This window comes from Serratia sp. GW822-FHT06E05 (assembly GCF_058799445.1).
The window spans coordinates 107,205-123,139 of sequence record NZ_JBXALM010000013.1 but is presented as its reverse complement, the minus strand read 5'-3'; the positions used below and the strand labels follow the sequence as shown (position 1 = coordinate 123,139).

Genomic DNA, 15,935 nt, shown 5'->3' with positions numbered 1-15,935 from the left:
ATTTTTTTGAACCCGAAGGTTCTGGATATCGTCTTGTGGAGTGCCCACACAGATTGTCTGATAAATTGTTAAAGAGCGTTCGTTACTAAGATGTTTCTCGGTAACGCGGGAGGTGCATATTACGCTTTCCCGCTGAAGAGTCAAGCTTTTTTCTTATTAAGAAACGGTGTTTTCACCGGCTTGCTTCTTCCTGGCTGGGCGACTGGTTCTCGTTAGAGGAGTCGTTGTTCCCGGTCAGTGGAGGCGCATTATAGGGAGTTCTCAGAAGGCCGCAACCCCTAATTTCAATATTTTTTCCGACCGTTGAACATTTAACCAAAACAGCCTTAAAGAGGCAGTTTTTTCAACGATTTAAAGCCATATCCCTGTAGAACGGGCAATAAAGCGTCAGTATCTTCATTTAACGCTATGCAATACGCCAGATTCTCTTCCTGAGTCGACACCAGATTTTCCTGCGTCGAAATCAGCCATGCGGTACGACGGGCAATCGCCGCGCCGGAATCGATCAGTCGGGTTCCCTCAGGCAACACCTGCATTAGCTCTTCTGCTAATAAAGGGAAATGGGTGCAACCGAGTACCACGGTATCCGGTGGCTCGCGCATGCTCAGCCATGGATGGAGAATTTTCTTCAGCGCTGGCAGCGGTACGGCTTCACCATGCAGCTTGGCTTCTGCCAGTTCCACCAGCTCAGAGGAGCCAAGCAGCTCGATCTTGCAATCGGTAGCGAAACGGGCGATCAGCTCATGGGTATAAGTACGCTGTACGGTACCGCGGGTAGCCAGCAGGCCCACCACACCATTGGCAGTCAGGCGGGCAGCAGGCTTGATGGCAGGCACCACGCCGACAACCGGGAAGGTAAAGCGTTCGCGCAGGGCCGGCAGGGAGACCGTACTGGCCGTGTTACAAGCGATGATGACTATCGCCAGAGGATGCCGTTGCTGCACCGCGCTGACAATCTCCAGCACGCGCTCAACAATAAACTCTTCGGATTTCTCGCCGTAGGGAAACGCCACATTATCGAAGGCGTATATATAGTGGAGGTCCGGCAGCAGTTGCCGAACCTCTTGATACACCGATAACCCGCCGACGCCGGAATCAAATACCAGCACCGTCGGACGGGCCATAGCAGGGGTGTTAGAAGGTATAGCTTCCAGTGAGGTAGTATTCTCTTCCTGGAGTAGCGTAGCCATAAGCCGTCTCATAATCTTTATCAAACAGGTTGGCGATTCTACCACGAACTGTCAGATGAGATGTGACCGGATACGAAACTGCGAGATCCCACAGGCTGACACCGCCAAGTTTGACGCTTTGCTCTGGATAGGTGCTGTAGTCTTTATCATAACGCTCACCCAGGTATTGATAGGTCACTGCCCAGTCAAAATCATAGACCTGCCAATCCAGCTCATACTTCACCTGCTGTTTGGCACGGCGCAGCAGCACTTCATTGGTTTTGGCATTACGCGGATCGACATAGTCGTAACCAATGTGATGGGTTAACGGACCCGTGTCGAATGAAGCTGTAGCTTCAATACCTTTAATAGTGGCCTTGCCAACATTGTAATAGACGTAGTTGGTCTCGCCGGTGGAATCAATCAGGTTATCAATATCGTTGCGGTAGCCGGACACGCGCCAGGTTACCGGCCCGGTCAAACCTTCAAAGCCCCCTTCCCACTGTTTGCTTTCTTCCGGTTTCAGATCGGTATTATTGCCGAAGTTGCCATACAGCTGACCCATATTAGGGGCTTTGAATGCCGTGCCGTAGGAGGCGATGAAACGGTACCCTTCTATAAACTCCCAGCCCGCGCTGGTTTGCCAGGTGCCATGCCAGCCAAATTCGGAATGATCGTCGCCGCGAACCGCTCCTTCCAGAGTCACCGGCCCGACCAACTGCTGCGCAGTCAGATAAACACCGGCGTTGCGTTGGGTTTTTTCACCGTTAACCGTGGTGGAGTCTGGCTTGATTTGCTGATGCTGCCAGTCAATCCCCGAACTGACCGTACCCTGACCTACCTGAAGAGTATTTCCCCATTGCAGGTTGTACTGCTCGGAGTCCACCAGGCTGGCTGAGCTGTCATACATGCCGCGACGAGGATCGTAATCATAATCCTTGCTGTGGCTGTAGCTGCCAATCAACTGCGTCGCGTAGATGCCTTCCTTATAACGCAGGCCGGTATCCCAGCTTTGACTGTACAACTTGCGGGTATCGACGTCAGAGAAACTGTCGTAAGCCGTGCGGTTATCGTAACCGTAACCACGAACAAAACCGCTGATAGCCTCGTTGAACTGATGATCAACAGCGCCGTACAACGACTTGCTCATAAAGCCGTCGCGATCCTGCTGGCTTTGCATGCCGGTGCTGCCGTAGGCCACCACATCATAACCTTTGGTATAGATGTAGTTACCGGCGACCGTGGCAACCGTGCTGTCGCCCAGCTGTTGTTGAGTAGACGCGTCATAGGCCTGGTAGCCGTTAGACCCCACACCGGCGGAAAGCGTAGTGCCGTTCTTTTCGCGGGTGGTAATAATGTTAACCACGCCGCCGATGGCATCGGAGCCATAAACCGCCGAACGTGGGCCACGAATATATTCAACTTTCTGCACCAGCGAAATCGGGATCTGGCTGAGATCGGAAGAGCCGCTGATACCGGCCTGATTAAGACGGATACCGTCGATCAGCACCAGCACATGGCTGGAATTGGTGCCGCGAATGAACAGCGAGCTTTTTTGCCCCAGGCCACCGTTCTGCCCAACGTCTACACCCGGCAGGCGGCGCATCACATCGGTCAGGCTTTTTGCCTGCCAGCGGTCGATTTCATCACGGGTGACGACGGAAGTGGGTGCCAGCACGGAAGAAACCGGCTGCGGGAAGCGGTTGGCGGAAACCACCAGATTTTCGCTGTTATTCGCTGTGGTGTTGTCTTGCGCCCAGCCAGAAAAAGCCGTGACGGAGGAAACCACCGCCAGCAGCGTATTTTTTGTAATTGTCATGAAAAAGCATCCAAACTTAATTGGCGGATGCCGCAGGATCATGGCCGGTATTTCGCGACGGCCACGGACATTGCGACGTAACACCGGCAGGTCTTCGGGCTTGGGAGTTGCGGGCGGCCTCTTAGCTACCAGCACCGGGCGATGACTTCCCGTCCTGCAATGGACAGTGTCTGCGTAAAACGCTATCGCCGTGACTTCCCCTTACCGCTGCGCGTCAGCTCCGGATTCACACCGGATTCCCTTTTCACTCACTGCTTGAGGCCGGACGACAATGCTACGATCAATGTAAATAGATGTCTAGACTGCTATCAATGTTACAAATAATAAACACGACAAAACTGGACTTCACGGACTGATTCCCTACAATCCCCGCTGATCAAATTTGCCTGACGAGAAGAAACATGACGCCCGAGAATTTGCCTATTGAACGTTACGATGACCAACTGGCGGAAAAAACTGCCCGGCTGAAGACGCTGATGTCACCGTTCACGGCACCCGAGCCGGAAGTGTTCCGCTCGCAAGTCGAACACTACCGCATGCGCGCAGAATTCCGCATCTGGCATGATGAAGACGAGATGTACCACATCATGTTTGACCAGCAGACCAAGCAACGCATCCGCGTCGAGCAGTTTCCTGCCGCCAGCGAATTGATTAACCGCCTGATGAGCGCACTGATCGCCGCCATCAAGCCGGATCCTATTTTGCGCCGCAAGCTGTTCCAGATTGATTACCTGTCGACTCGCAGCGGCAAAATCATCGCCTCGCTGCTGTATCACCGTAAGCTGGACGACGCCTGGCAGCAGCAGGCAGAAAAGCTGCGGGATGATCTCCGCGCCCAGGGCTTTGACCTGCAGTTGATTGGTCGCGCGTCGAAGATGAAAATCATGCTGGATCAGGATTACGTCGATGAAGTCCTGCCGGTCGCCGGCCGCGACATGATTTACCGTCAGGTGGAAAACAGCTTCACCCAGCCGAATGCGGCGATGAACATACAGATGCTGGAATGGGCGCTGGACGTGACCGCCGGCTCTAAAGGCGATCTGCTGGAGCTGTATTGCGGCAACGGCAACTTCTCCCTGGCGCTGGCGCGTAACTTCGAGCGGGTGCTGGCCACTGAAATCGCCAAGCCTTCCGTTGCCGCGGCGCAGTACAACATTGCCGCCAATCATATCGACAACGTACAGATTATCCGTATGGCGGCGGAAGACTTTACCCAGGCGATGAACGGAGTACGCGAGTTTAATCGTTTGAAGGGTATCGATCTGAGCAGCTATAACTGCGAAACCATTTTTGTCGATCCGCCGCGCAGCGGACTGGATGATGAAACGGTAAAAATGGTGCAGGCTTATCCGCGAATTTTGTATATCTCATGCAACCCGGAAACGCTGTGCGCCAATCTGGAGACGTTGCAGGAAACTCATCAAATCAGCCGTCTGGCATTGTTCGATCAGTTCCCGTATACCCATCACATGGAATGCGGCGTACTGTTGGAAAAACGCGTTTAATCTCACAGGGGCGCCGCGCTTGCTGCGCCCCTGGTTTTCCCCTTACGCCGGGGTATTCTCATCCAGCGCCTTGCGCGCCTTCAGCTTCATGCCAATCCAGAACACCAGCGCCACGGAAATAATCGCCGGCAGGAAGTTAGAACCGATCTGCGGGTATTCGGCACGCACTATCGCACTGTACAGCAGCACCCCAAGCAGGAAGGTCGCCGCCGCCAGCTTAGGTATGCCATCCGGCATCGCGCGGTGCAGATACCGTTGATGCAGGCAATATACCGCCAACACCAAAGCAATAATCGGGAAAATCGAAAACGGCACCACCGAGCTGAACAGCGCGGCGAACGAACCGTTGATTGAAAGGCCGGCAATCAACGCCAGCAGTAAGGTGCCATTCTCACGGCCTGGTTTTTCCATCGCTTTCTACCTTTTTATACGTGGGATACAGAAGTTTTTTCTTGTTCGCGGCGATACCAATAATAAGCGCCTTTGGAAATCATCCGCAGTTGCAACACTAAGCGCTCCTCAAGCCGACGCCGTTGATCGATGTCGATATCCAGCGCTTCAGCACCGGCGCTGAAGACGATGGTGACCATAGCTTCCGCCTGCGCTTCGGTGAAACTGCGCGGCATATGGTTTTCCAGCTCGAGGTAATCCGCCAGTTCGGCGATAAAATGTTGGATCTCACGCGCCACCGCCGCACGAAAGGCCGCCGAGGTCCCGGAGCGTTCACGCAACAGCAGGCGGAAGGCGTTGGGATTATTGCCGATAAACTCCATAAAGGTGGAGACCGAGGTGCGGATCACGCTGCCCCCCTTGGCGATACGCTGCCGCGCCTGCCGCATCAGTTGACGCAGCATCAGGCCGCTCTCATCCACCATGGTTAACCCCAGCTCGTCCACATCACGGAAGTGGCGATAAAATGACGTCGGCGCGATGCCCGCTTCACGCGAGACCTCGCGCAGGCTCAGACTGGCAAAGCTGCGTTCAGCGCTCAGCTGGCTGAAGGCCGCTTCGATGAGGGAACGACGAGTCCGTTCTTTTTGTTGTGCTCTGACGCCCATATGCATATCCAGATAAGATCCATTTTCTCAGTCTAACGCCGTAGACCCGGCAATATAGCAAATTTTATTGCAACAGCATTTATACAAACGCGCCCTGTCACAGTTTCAGCCTGCACCATTTGTGCTTTGCCTCAAAAAGCCTAATGGTGATTGGGCACTCAGCGCTATGATGTTAAGATACCGTTGTAATTTTGTATAAGACAGGTCTCTCCCCTATGCAACAGCACTATCAATTTGATGCCATAGTCATTGGCTCGGGCCCAGGTGGTGAAGGTGCCGCTATGGGGTTGGTGAAGCAGGGCGCCCGCGTGGCCGTGATAGAACGGTACAATAACGTAGGCGGTGGATGTACCCATTGGGGCACCATCCCATCCAAAGCCCTCCGCCACGCCGTTAGCCGCATTATCGAATTCAACCAGAACCCGCTTTATAACAATTCACGCACGCTCAGCGCGACATTCCCTGACATTTTACGCCACGCCGATAACGTCATTAATCAGCAAACCCGGATGCGTCAGGGATTCTATGAGCGCAACCAGTGCAAGCTGTTTGCCGGCGATGCGCGCTTTATCGACGCCAACACCGTTAGCGTCAGCTATATGGACGGCACCCAGGACACCATCCGCGCCGATCACATCGTTATTGCCTGCGGCTCACGCCCGTACAACCCGTCGAGCGTCGATTTTAACCATCCGCGTATTTATAACAGTGATTCCATTCTCGAACTGAACCACGAACCGCGCCACGTCATCATCTATGGCGCCGGGGTGATCGGCTGTGAATATGCATCTATCTTCCGCGGTTTGAACGTGAAGGTGGATCTGATCAACACCCGCGATCGTCTGCTGGCGTTCCTCGACCAGGAAATGTCGGACTCGCTGTCATATCACTTCTGGAACAACGGCGTGGTGATCCGCCACAACGAAGAGTTCGAGAAGATCGAAGGCACTGAAGACGGCGTGATTGTTCACCTGAAATCCGGCAAGAAAGTGAAGGCCGATTGCCTGCTGTACGCCAACGGCCGCACCGGTAATACCGACTCGCTGGGGCTGGAGAACGTCGGTCTGGAATCAGACAGCCGTGGCCTGCTGAAAGTGAACAGCATGTACCAGACCGCGCTGCCGCACATTTATGCCGTGGGTGACGTGATTGGCTACCCGAGTCTGGCATCTGCCGCCTACGATCAGGGCCGCATTGCCGCACAGGCGATTTCCTCCGGCGAAGCCAGCGGACATTTGATTGAAGATATCCCGACCGGTATCTACACCATTCCGGAAATCAGCTCCGTCGGTAAAACCGAGCAGGAATTGACGGCGATGAAAGTGCCGTATGAAGTGGGTCGTGCACAGTTCAAGCATCTGGCCCGCGCGCAGATTGCCGGCATGAACGTCGGCAGCCTGAAGATCCTATTCCATCGCGACACCCTGCAGATCCTTGGGATCCACTGCTTCGGCGAGCGTGCGGCAGAGATCATCCACATCGGCCAGGCGATCATGGAACAGAAAGGTGAAGGCAATACTATCGAATACTTCGTTAATACGACCTTCAACTATCCGACCATGGCCGAAGCCTACCGGGTGGCAGCGCTGAACGGCTTAAACCGCCTGTTTTAACGTGGTGCCCATGTAGCTTTGCATGTGCTCGCGGATCGCCTCGGCCAATTGCTCATAACGACTGCGCAATGGGGAGCCGGGGCGGTACACCAGCGCAATGGTGCGCTTGGGTTCAGGTTTGAAGCAGTCCAGGTAACACACGCCGTCGCGCTCACGCTGCGGCGGTACCGCCAGTGAAGGCAGCAAAGTGATCCCACTACCCGCTGCAACCATATTACGCAGCGTTTCCAGGCTGGTCGCCCGGAAATGAGTATCTTCGTCAGCCCCGGCCTGGAAACAAAAGCCCATCGCCTGATCGCGCAGACAGTGGCCATCTTCCAGCATCAACAACTTTTCACCGGCCAGATCCGGCATCGCCACGCGGTCACGCTGCGACCATGGGTGATCGGAATACACCGCCAGCTTCATCGGTTCGTCAAACAGCGGCACTTCAATAAAGGCTTCTGTTTCTTTCACCAGCGCCAGAATGGCGCAGTCAAGTTTACCGCTGTCGAGCTGTGCCAACAGCTGTTGGGTTTGCGCTTCATGCAGGTACATTTCCAGCTTGGGAAAGGTTTTGTGCAGTGTAGGAATGATCTGCGGCAGCAGATAAGGCCCGACGGTGGGGATCAGGCCGATATGCAGCGGCCCCGACATGGCTTCACCTTGCTGGCTGGCCATCTCTTTCAGAACTTTGACTTCGCGCAGCACGGTACGCGCCTGTTCCACCAGCAACAGGCCCGCCTGGGTGAATAACACCTTGCGACTGGTACGTTCGAGCAGCATCACACCCAGTTCGTCTTCCAGCTTACGGATCTGCCCACTCAGCGTGGGTTGGCTAACATGGCAAGAATCGGCGGCACGGCGGAAATGCCGGTGCTCGGCCAAAGCGACCAGGTACTCTAAATCACGAATATTCATTGTTTCCCTCCAGACCACGATAGCTCATGGCGATAGATAAGATAGCAATGAGCGATTAGATCTATCAAGCCCCGACGTCAATAATGTCACCCAACGAAGCGATACCGCGCTAACAGCTAAAAATTATTTTTCCTAATTAAGGGGTTAATTCATGTTTACCAGTCAAGAAGGCAAAAAAGTCCCTCAGGTTACCTTCCACACCCGTCAGGGCGACCAATGGATTGACGTCACCACCGACGACCTGTTCAAAGACAAAACCGTCATCGTGTTTTCACTGCCGGGCGCGTTTACCCCAACCTGTTCTTCCAGTCATCTGCCACGCTACAACGAACTGTCCAGCGTATTCAAACAACACGGCGTTGACAGCATTCTGTGCGTTTCAGTGAACGACACCTTCGTTATGAACGCCTGGAAGGCCGATCAGCACGCAGAGAACATCACCTTCATTCCAGACGGCAACGGCGAGTTCACCAAAGGCATGGACATGCTGGTCGAGAAAGCGGATCTGGGCTTTGGCCCGCGCTCATGGCGTTATTCCATGCTGGTGCGCAACGGCGTGGTGGAAAAAATGTTCGTCGAACCTAACAAGCCGGGCGACCCGTTTGAAGTGTCTGACGCCGACACCATGCTGAAATACCTGGCTCCGGAATTCAAAGTGCAGGAGTCGGTTTCCCTGTTCACCAAACCGGGCTGCCCATTCTGCGCCAAAGCCAAACAAATGCTGCAGGAACGTGGCATCCAGTATGAAGAGATCGTACTGGGTCAGGACGCCACCACCGTTAGCCTGCGCGCCGTCACCGGCCGTGCAACCGTACCTCAGGTCTTCATCGGCGGCCGTCATATCGGCGGCAGCGATGACCTGGAAACCTTCCTGTCAGCCTGATTTATAAGTAATAACAAAGCCAACGTGAACTTTTGGCGGGCTTCGGCCCGCCCTTTTTTTAGCTTTCAGGAGCGGATATGAAACAGTTGAATGTTGACGTCGCGGTCATCGGCGGCGGCACCGCCGGTCTGGGCGCCTATCGCGCCGCCAAGCTTGCCACCCCAAGCGTGGTGATGATCGAAGGCGGAGCTTATGGCACCACCTGTGCCCGCGTTGGCTGCATGCCATCAAAATTGCTGATTGCCGCCGCCGAGGCGGTGCATCAAATCGAGCGGGCACCGGGTTTTGGCGTGTATCCCGCCGGAAAAACTACCATTAACGGCCGTGAAGTCATGGACCGTGTTAAACGCGAGCGCGACCGTTTCGTCGGCTTCGTACTGGAAGGTGTCGACGAAATCCCGGCCACCGACAAAATTCAGGGTTATGCCCGTTTCATCGACGACAATACTTTGCAGGTGGACGATCACACCCGCATTGTGGCGCAACGCATCGTTATCGCCACCGGTTCTCGCCCAAGCTGGCCGGCAGCATGGAATGCGCTGGGCGACCGCTTGATTGTCAATGATGACGTGTTCAACTGGACTGATTTGCCAGACTCGGTGGCCGTGTTCGGGCCCGGCGTAATTGGCCTGGAGCTGGGGCAGGCGCTGCATCGCCTTGGCGTCGAAACCAAAGTATTTGGCGTTGGTGGTGCCGTCGGGCCGCTAACCGACAGTACGGTACGCAATTATGCCGCCAAAGCGTTGGGCGAAGAGTTCTATCTTGATGCCGATGTGAAAGTGGACATGATGCAGCGCGAAGGCGACAAGGTCTTTATCCGCTATCAGGGTCTGAACGGCTTACCGCAGGAGATCATGGTGGATTACGTCCTGGCTGCCACCGGTCGTCGACCGAACGTCGATAATCTGGGTCTTGAGAACACCCGTCTGGTGCTCGATGCCAGGGGCGTGCCTCAGGCCGATCGCCTGACGATGCAAACCAACGTGCCGCATATCTTTATCGCCGGTGACGCCAGCAACCAGCTGCCGTTATTGCACGAAGCCAGCGATCAGGCGCGCATTGCCGGCACCAACGCCGGAAGCTTCCCGGAAGGGACCCCGGGCCTGCGCCGCAGTGCGATCTCCGTGGTATTTTCCGATCCGCAGATCGCCATGGTCGGTTCCACCTTCCGCGAGCTGAATGAAAAATTCAGCGCCTGCGGCTGTTTCGAAATCGGTGAAGTGTCATTCGAAAATCAAGGCCGTTCACGAGTGATGCTGCGTAATAAAGGCATCCTGCACGTCTACGGCGAACAAGGTACCGGGCGTTTCCTCGGCGCAGAAATGATGGGGCCGGATGTCGAGCACATTGCTCACCTGTTAGCCTGGGCACATCAGCAGAAAATGACCATCAACCAGATGCTGGACATGCCGTTCTATCACCCGGTGATCGAAGAAGGCCTGCGTACCGCACTGCGTGACTTACAGTCAAAACTGAAACTGGGCGAAGCCGAGGCGGAACGCTGCCAACGCTGTCCGGGCGAGTAGTTCTTCCCCCTGCTATCTATCCCCACCGGGCCTTCGTGCCCGGTTTTTTTTGCACATCGAATTCCACTCTTGTCGTTTGCTGCTTGCCGCTCAGCACATGTCAGGTCATTTTTACGTCGCCACATTGAAATGATATCAATAATGATACTAAAATAAGGTGCATGCATGAAAGGAATCAGGAGTGCCATTGAAGATCTGCAACAACGGCAGAACAGCATCAGATTCACTGAGTTGGTAACAATTTGTACGCGCTGGTTCGGCCCACCGCGTTTGAACGGCGGCAGTCATCACGTTTACCGCATGCCCTGGCAAGGCGATCCCCGGATTAATATACAACGCGGAAATGGAGGCACGGCAAAGGTATATCAGGTTAAACAGGTCATTGCCGCATTGGTCAAAATGGAGGATGAACATGGAAAAGCATGAGCATTACACTTATCGCATCACCTGGTCGGAAGAGGACAACGAATATGTCGGCCTCTGCACAGAATTCCCTTCCCTGTCGTGGCTGGCCGCAACGCGTACCGCAGCTCTTGAAGGTATTGAAAAACTGGTTAGCGAGGTGATCAATGACCTGTTGGCACAGGGTGAAACACCGCCACAGGCGCTGGCCGAGAGAGTTTTCAGCGGCAAACTGGTATTGCGTATGACACCGGAACAACATCGACGTCTGGCGATCAACGCTATAGAGGAAGGTGTCAGCCTGAACCGCTATCTTTGCGCACGGCTGGCGGGATAATCGATAAAGGGCAGCACCGGGCTGCCCTTACGCCACTCAAGCCAAACGCTGTTTCGCTGCGGCGATCGCACTGGCGACCTGTTGAGGAGATACGCCCCCCTTGGCGGAACGTTTATCCAGGCATGATTGAAGTGCCAGAATTGGGTATACGTCGTCGCCAATCACCGCGCTGAATTTCTGCAAATCAGCCAACGGCAGGGCTTCCAACGCCTTACCCTGGCGGATCGCCTCTACGACCGCCTCACCGACGATATGGTGCGCCTCACGGAATGGCACGCCTTTGGCGACCAGATAATCCGCCAGTTCGGTCGAGTTGGCGTAGCCCTGCTCTGCCGCTTCCTTACAACGCGGACGTTTCACCTGGATGCCATCCAGCACCAGCGCCGCCATCTGCAGACAGTCCATCCAGGTATCCAACGCGTCGAACAGCCCTTCCTTGTCTTCCTGCATATCTTTGTTGTACGCCAGCGGCAGGCCTTTCAGCGTCATCATCATGCCCGTCAATGCGCCCTGTACACGCCCGCATTTACCGCGGATCAGCTCCAGCGCATCCGGGTTTTTCTTCTGCGGCATCAGCGAGGAGCCGGAAGTCACGCGGTCGGACAGATCGACAAAGGCCGCTTCGCCGCTGTTGAAGAAGATCAGGTCTTCGGCAAAGCGCGACAGATGAACCATGCTGATGGAGGCGTTAGACAACAGTTCAAGCACGTGGTCACGATCCGAAACGCTGTCCAGGCTATTACGGGTTGCCGACGCAAAGCCCAGCCAACCGGCCAATTGCTCACGGTCGATCGGGTACGCAGTGCCGGCCAGTGCGCCACTGCCCAGCGGGCTGACGTCCAGGCGTTTCAGCGTATCCTGCAGGCGGCTTTCATCACGCGCCAGCATTTCAACATAGGCCAGACACCAGTGCGCGAAGGTCACCGGCTGCGCACGCTGCAGGTGGGTATAACCCGGCATCACCGCATCCTGGTTGGCTTCGGCGGTTTCCACCAGCGCCTGTTGCAGTTGCACGATGGCCTGATGCAGTTCACCAATTTGGTGTTTGCACCACAATTTCAGATCGGTCGCGACCTGATCGTTACGGCTACGGCCGGTGTGCAGCTTTTTACCGAGATCGCCGACCTTGTCGATCAGCTTTTGCTCCACCCAGCTGTGAATATCTTCCGCATCGCTGCTGACAATCGCCTGCGGATCGGCCTGTACCTCTTCCAACAGCACGCTCAACGCCTGTTCCAGCAGTTGCTGCTCGGTCGCCGTCAATACGTTGACGGTCACCAGCGCTTTCGACCAGGCCACTGACCCTACGATGTCCTGTTCCGCCAGGCGATAATCGAAGCGCAAAGAATCATTTAACTGCTTGAACCGCTGATCTGCCGCCTGACTGAACCGTCCGCCCCAAAGTGCCATACCTTACTCCTGAATTTTATGCGAATAAGGGCACAGCACGCTGCGCCCTTATCAAGTCACGCCGAATAATCAATAAAGTTACTTGTTCTTTTTCTCGTTCAGCGCACGGATGCGTGAAGAGAGCGAGAACAGGCGGATAAAGCCACCGGCATGGCTGTGATCGTAAACTTCGTCTTCGCCAAAGGTGGCGAACTCTTCAGAGTACAGGCTATTGGCAGATTTCTTCTGAATTGCCGTTACCTGGCCTTTGTACAGCTGCAGCACCACTTCGCCGTTCACTTCTTCGGCCAGTGCCTCAGCAGATGCTTGCAGTGAACGACGCAGCGGCGCGAACCAACGGCCATCGTACACTACGTAAGCCATTTCCAGGCCCAGCTGCTCACGCCATTTGAAGCTATCGCGATCCAGAACCAGCTGCTCAACGCCACGCAGTGCCGCCACCATGATGGTGCCGCCCGGGGTTTCGTAGCAACCGCGGGATTTGATACCCACCAAACGGTTTTCCACGATATCGATACGGCCCACACCATGTTTGGCGCCCAGCACGTTCAGGGTTTCCAGGCATTTGTACGGGCTCAACGCTTCGCCGTTTACCGCCACTACCCGACCTTTCTCGACGGTGACAGTCACCTGCTCTGGCTGATCCGGAGCTTCCTGCGGATCGACGGTCCAGACCCAGCAGTCTTTATTCGGTGCATTCCACGGGCTTTCCAGCACGCCGCCTTCGGTAGAGATATGCCAGGCGTTTTCGTCACGGCTGTAGATTTTTTCCAGCGACGCCGTGGTCGGGATGTTGCGCTCTTTCAGGTAGTCCAGCAGCGCTTCACGGGAACGCAGGTTCCACTCGCGCCAAGGGGCTACCACTTTCAGGTGCGGCGCCAGTGCGGTATAGGTGGTTTCGAAACGCACCTGGTCGTTACCTTTACCGGTTGCGCCGTGGCACAGTGCGTCAGCACCGACCTTCAACGCCAGCTCAACCTGCGCCTTGGCGATGATCGGACGGGCCATTGAGGTCCCCAGCAGGTAGCTGCCTTCATACAGGGCACCGGTTTGCAGCACGGGGTAAACATAATCACTGATGAATTCTTCACGCAGATCAACAACGTGACACTCAGAGGCACCGGATTGCAGGGCTTTTTGCTCCACGCCTTCCAGATCGCTGCGCTCCTGGCCGATATCTGCCACGAACGCCACCACTTCGCAGCCGCCGTAGTTTTCTTTCAGCCAGGGAATGATGGCCGAAGTATCCAGGCCGCCAGAGTACGCCAGAACGATTTTTTTGATGCCTTGGTTTTGCATGGTCTTTTCCTTTTTAATTCTAAATTTAAGCGAGGATCCGGGTGCCAATCGACACGCCGTTAAACAGTGCAGGAAGCTGATCGGCATGGCGCCAACTGGCGATATCTACCGGGCGACCGAGGGTGCGGGCCGCATCGAGCGCCGCATTCACCTTCACCACCATACCATCAGTGATGATGCCCTGGGCAATCAGTTGTTCCGCTTTTTGCGCCGTCATTTCTGCGATGCGCTGCCCTTTTCCGTCGAGGATGCCACTGACATCCGACAGCAGGATCAGATCCGCACCCAGCGTGGCGGCCAACGCGGTCGCCGCCTGATCGGCGTTGACATTCATTAACTTCCCATCGGCGGTAATACCGATAGAGCTGATCACCGGCAGGTAGCCGGCATCCAGCAGGGTATTGAGCAACGCCGGCGACCCCGGCTGCGCGTTGCCTACGTGGCCAAGCGCCGGATCGAGCGGGGTGACGGTGACGCTGCCGCCGTCCGCCAGGCTCAGGCCTACGGCATTAATCTGGTGTTTGATCGCCCATGCCAGCAAGGTTTTGTTGGCCGTACCGGCCAGTGCGCCGGTGATAATGTCGATCTGATCGGCCGGGGTGACCCGCAGCCCATTTTTCTTCACCACCGGCAGGGAAAGCTGCTTCATCAGTTCATCCACCACGCAACCGCCGCCGTGGACGATAACCAGTGGGCGCTGATGCTGCTGGCGGTAGCTGTCCAGCGCGGTAAACAAACGCTCCAGCGCTTCTTCACTGTCTAATAACACGCCACCTAACTTGATAATTAACGGGTTCATCGCTGTTTACATCCCACGCTGGTGATTTATTAAAGTAATGACTGGGTTTCCGGGAACCCAAAACGGATATTCAGGCATTGCACCGCCTGAGCGGCTGCGCCTTTCAACAGGTTGTCTTCCACCGCCACGGCAATCAGGTGTTCGCCCTGCACGGCAAAGCCGATATCGCAAAACGGCAACCCAACCACTGACTTCAGCGCCGGCACGCCTTTGTCGTACAGCCGCACCAGCGGTTTGTCGTCATAGGCAGCGTGATAAACGGCGGCCACGTCCTGCGCGGTCACGCCGGCTTTAAGGCGACAGGTGATGGTTTCGAGAATACCACGCGGGAAATTACCCAAATGTGGCGTAAAAATGACCGGAGCCCCTAGATGCGCGACGATTTCCGGATGATGACGGTGGTTGAAAATCCCATACGGCTGCAGGCTCACCTCACAGAAGCTGGTGGTGACGCTGGCCTTGCGGCCCGCGCCGCTAACGCCGCTGGTGGCGTTGATGACCGGCCACTGGTCGAGGTTCAGCAAACCTTGGTCGATCAGCGGTTTCAGTGCCAGCTGCGCTGCCGTTGGGTAACAGCCTGGCACGGCTATCAGCTGCGCCCGTTTGATTTCGTCGCTCTGCCACTCCGCCAGGCCATATACCGCCTGCTCCAGCAGCTCGGCATGCTGATGTTCAAAACCGTAGTACTGGCTGTAGAAAGCGGTATCTTTTACGCGGAATGCACCGGAAAGATCGAACACCACGCAACCGGCGGCCAGGAACGCCGGCGCGATATCGTGGCTGACCTCATGCGCCGTGGCCAAAAACACCACGTCGATACCTTCAGCCGCTTTCGCAACGTCAACCAGTGGTTGCAACGGCAGATCGACGATGCCTTTTAACTGAGGGTGCAAATCGGAAAGCATTTTTCCTGCATCTGCACTTTGCGCTGAAACCGCTAAAGCGGTTATGTTCATGTGTGGGTGACGATTAAGGTACGCCGTGAGCTCCGCTCCGGCATAACCGCTGGCACCGACAATCAGCGTATTCAACATGGGGCCTTTCACCTTCTTGACTTGCGTTTGGTCGTATTCGACTCAGGTTTCCAGGCTCACCAGCGTTGTTTTGCCGTTCACCCACGAGGTCGAGCGTTGATGTTTTTATAATCATCCGGGAATCGGGTTCCCTTACGCTCCAGCTTACTGTATTTTTATTCACAATAACTGCATGAATATT

The 15,935-nt window shown here is 55.4% G+C and carries 15 protein-coding genes and 1 riboswitch; of the genes, 6 read left to right on the top strand and 9 right to left on the bottom strand.

Going from position 1 to position 15,935, the window contains the following annotated elements; translation table 11 throughout:
• Positions 1 to 326: 326 nt before the first annotated feature.
• Both murI and btuB read right to left on the bottom strand, forming a co-directional pair.
• Positions 327 to 1,190 carry a glutamate racemase gene (murI, locus tag AC1RKC_RS23115; protein WP_115060807.1) on the bottom strand — a complete coding sequence of 288 codons (864 nt, stop codon included), beginning with the start codon at positions 1,188 to 1,190 and terminating at the stop codon, positions 327 to 329.
• A complete protein-coding gene (btuB, locus tag AC1RKC_RS23110) occupies positions 1,135 to 2,988 on the bottom strand; it encodes a TonB-dependent vitamin B12 receptor BtuB (RefSeq protein ID WP_261136803.1) in 1,854 nt (617 codons plus the stop codon). The genes murI and btuB overlap by 56 nt, the downstream gene beginning before the upstream one ends.
• Positions 2,989 to 3,056: 68 nt before the next feature.
• A riboswitch (cobalamin riboswitch) is annotated at positions 3,057 to 3,265 on the bottom strand.
• A gap of 124 nt (positions 3,266 to 3,389) precedes the next feature.
• Between btuB and trmA the strand changes: the two genes are divergently transcribed.
• Complete coding sequence (trmA, locus tag AC1RKC_RS23105) at positions 3,390 to 4,493, top strand: tRNA (uridine(54)-C5)-methyltransferase TrmA (RefSeq protein ID WP_020837512.1); 1,104 nt, start codon at positions 3,390 to 3,392, stop codon at positions 4,491 to 4,493.
• Between the two features lie 42 nt (positions 4,494 to 4,535).
• On the opposite strand, the gene AC1RKC_RS23100 is transcribed toward trmA, so the two are convergent.
• Both AC1RKC_RS23100 and fabR read right to left on the bottom strand, forming a co-directional pair.
• A complete protein-coding gene (locus tag AC1RKC_RS23100; RefSeq protein ID WP_020837513.1) occupies positions 4,536 to 4,904 on the bottom strand; it encodes a YijD family membrane protein in 369 nt (122 codons plus the stop codon).
• Between the two features lie 14 nt (positions 4,905 to 4,918).
• Positions 4,919 to 5,551, bottom strand: a complete 633-nt coding sequence (gene fabR / locus AC1RKC_RS23095; RefSeq protein ID WP_020837514.1) for an HTH-type transcriptional repressor FabR — start codon at positions 5,549 to 5,551, stop codon at positions 4,919 to 4,921.
• Positions 5,552 to 5,766: 215 nt separating this feature from the next.
• On the opposite strand from fabR, the gene sthA reads away from it, so the two are divergent.
• On the top strand, positions 5,767 to 7,164 hold the full coding sequence (sthA, locus tag AC1RKC_RS23090) for a Si-specific NAD(P)(+) transhydrogenase (RefSeq protein WP_020837515.1): 1,398 nt from the start codon (positions 5,767 to 5,769) through the stop codon (positions 7,162 to 7,164).
• On the opposite strand, the gene oxyR is transcribed toward sthA, so the two are convergent.
• Positions 7,147 to 8,064 (bottom strand): DNA-binding transcriptional regulator OxyR, encoded by a 918-nt coding sequence (gene oxyR, locus AC1RKC_RS23085; protein ID WP_020837516.1) that lies wholly within the window; start codon positions 8,062 to 8,064, stop codon positions 7,147 to 7,149. The two genes, sthA and oxyR, sit on opposite strands and share 18 nt — an antisense overlap.
• A gap of 151 nt (positions 8,065 to 8,215) precedes the next feature.
• On the opposite strand from oxyR, the gene AC1RKC_RS23080 reads away from it, so the two are divergent.
• The 4 genes from AC1RKC_RS23080 (at position 8,216) to AC1RKC_RS23065 (ending at position 11,212) form a co-directional block, all read left to right on the top strand.
• The gene (locus tag AC1RKC_RS23080; RefSeq protein ID WP_044554933.1) at positions 8,216 to 8,947 is read left to right on the top strand and encodes a glutathione peroxidase; all 732 of its coding nucleotides are present in this window, start codon (positions 8,216 to 8,218) and stop codon (positions 8,945 to 8,947) included.
• A 77-nt stretch (positions 8,948 to 9,024) separates the two neighbouring features.
• The gene (locus AC1RKC_RS23075) at positions 9,025 to 10,473 is read left to right on the top strand and encodes a dihydrolipoyl dehydrogenase (protein WP_371078941.1); all 1,449 of its coding nucleotides are present in this window, start codon (positions 9,025 to 9,027) and stop codon (positions 10,471 to 10,473) included.
• A gap of 165 nt (positions 10,474 to 10,638) precedes the next feature.
• Positions 10,639 to 10,899, top strand: coding sequence for a toxin HicA (locus tag AC1RKC_RS23070; RefSeq protein ID WP_122080447.1), 261 nt, complete (start codon positions 10,639 to 10,641; stop codon positions 10,897 to 10,899).
• Positions 10,886 to 11,212: a type II toxin-antitoxin system HicB family antitoxin gene (locus AC1RKC_RS23065; protein WP_020837523.1), complete on the top strand. Its 327-nt coding sequence runs from the start codon at positions 10,886 to 10,888 to the stop codon at positions 11,210 to 11,212. The genes AC1RKC_RS23070 and AC1RKC_RS23065 overlap by 14 nt, the downstream gene beginning before the upstream one ends.
• A gap of 36 nt (positions 11,213 to 11,248) precedes the next feature.
• Here the strand turns inward: AC1RKC_RS23065 and argH are convergent, their stop codons facing one another.
• The 4 genes from argH to argC form a co-directional block, all read right to left on the bottom strand.
• The gene (argH, locus tag AC1RKC_RS23060) at positions 11,249 to 12,622 is read right to left on the bottom strand and encodes an argininosuccinate lyase (RefSeq protein WP_493092751.1); all 1,374 of its coding nucleotides are present in this window, start codon (positions 12,620 to 12,622) and stop codon (positions 11,249 to 11,251) included.
• Between the two features lie 78 nt (positions 12,623 to 12,700).
• Positions 12,701 to 13,921, bottom strand: coding sequence for an argininosuccinate synthase (locus AC1RKC_RS23055; RefSeq protein ID WP_020837526.1), 1,221 nt, complete (start codon positions 13,919 to 13,921; stop codon positions 12,701 to 12,703).
• A gap of 25 nt (positions 13,922 to 13,946) precedes the next feature.
• A complete protein-coding gene (gene argB, locus AC1RKC_RS23050) occupies positions 13,947 to 14,720 on the bottom strand; it encodes an acetylglutamate kinase (protein WP_048762360.1) in 774 nt (257 codons plus the stop codon).
• A gap of 29 nt (positions 14,721 to 14,749) precedes the next feature.
• Positions 14,750 to 15,754: an N-acetyl-gamma-glutamyl-phosphate reductase gene (gene argC / locus AC1RKC_RS23045; protein WP_427692580.1), complete on the bottom strand. Its 1,005-nt coding sequence runs from the start codon at positions 15,752 to 15,754 to the stop codon at positions 14,750 to 14,752.
• Positions 15,755 to 15,935: the final 181 nt, after the last annotated feature.